Source organism: Streptomyces sp. NPDC003032, from assembly GCF_053591415.1.
Map to the genome: position 1 here is coordinate 1 of NZ_JBSFTT010000126.1, position 1,395 is coordinate 1,395.

The 1,395-nt window shown below is 70.9% G+C and carries 1 protein-coding gene; it reads right to left on the minus strand.

Annotation, left to right across the window (positions count from 1 at the left end):
- The coding region (locus tag ACWDZ7_RS42830; protein ID WP_451804385.1) for an AMP-binding protein at positions 1–1,395 on the minus strand (1,395 nt) is incomplete at both ends.

Sequence of the window (1,395 nt, forward strand, 5' to 3'; positions counted from 1 at the left end):
GTTCAGCGTCGCCGCAAGCCCCCCGGCGTCGATGCCCGCCGGCAGCTCAACCGCCAGCGACATGGAGAACCGGTCATAACCGCCGCCCAGTTCCGCCATGTACTTCGCGATGGGGAGCAGGGGGACGGAGCCGATGCCGCCGCCCTCCAGCTCCTCGAGCGTCGGGCCTGTTCCGTCGTCGCTGGTGGCGACCTCGGCCAGTGCGGCGACGGTGCGCTGCTCGAAGATCTGCCGGGGGCTGACCTCCAGGCCCTGGGCACGGGCCCGGGAGACGACCTGGATGGAGCGGATGGAGTCACCGCCGAGCGCGAAGAAGTCGTCGTCGACACCCACCCGGTCGAGCCCCAGCACCTCGGCGTAGACCCCGGCCAGGACCTTCTCCCGCGCTGTTCCCGGCGCCCGGTAGGCACCACCGGTGAACTCCGGCTCCGGAAGCGCCTTGTGGTCCAGCTTGCCGTTCGGCATCAACGGCAGCCGGTCCAGGATGACGAATGTGGAGGGGACCATGAAGTCGGGCAGGTGCTGTGAGGCGTGGACGCGCAGTTCGGCCGCTTCTATGCCGGAGCGGAAGTCGTGGCTGTCGTGTTCGCTGGTGAACGCGGGGACGACGTAGCCGACCAGCTGCTTGGCGCCGGTGCCGGCCACCTCGCGGGCGACGACCGCGGCCTGGGCGACGGCGGGGTGGGTGACCAGGGCGGCCTCGACCTCGCCGGGTTCGATGCGGAAGCCGCGGACCTTGACCTGGGTGTCGGCGCGGCCCACGTACTCCAGCTCGCCCTGGGCGTTCCAGCGGGCCAGGTCACCGGTGCGGTACATCCGTGAACCGGGCTCACCGAAGAGGTCGGGCAGGAAGCGTTCGATGGTCAGGTCGGGGCGGCCCCGGTAGCCGCGGGCCACGTTCCCCGCGATGTAGAGCTCTCCCGTGACGCCGGGGACGACGGGCCGCAGCCCGGGTCCAAGGACGTAGGCGCGCATGTTGCCCAGCGGCCGGCCGATGGGCACGTTGCCGGAGCCGTCCCAGGCGTCGTCGGCGGCGATGGTGAAGGTGGTGGCGTAGAAGGACTCGGTCTGGCCGTAGGCGTTGATGATCCGCACGCCGGGGAACGCCTCGCGCACCCGGGTGACCAGGGCCGCGGGCAGGGCCTCGCCGGCGAAGACGAGGGTGTCGACGGTGGCACGTCCCGCGATCTGGTCGAGGAGTTCGGCGAAGGCGGAGGGCACCGTGGAGACGATGTGCCCGTTCCAGCCCGCACGCTCCCCCAGGACCAGGACGTCGCGGACGATCTCGATCGTCCCGCCGTGACAGAGGTTGGTGAGGATCTCGAAGACGGAGACGTCGAAGTTGACCGACGTGCCCGCCAGCGCCACACGACCCGGACCCGCCTCGATGAGAGC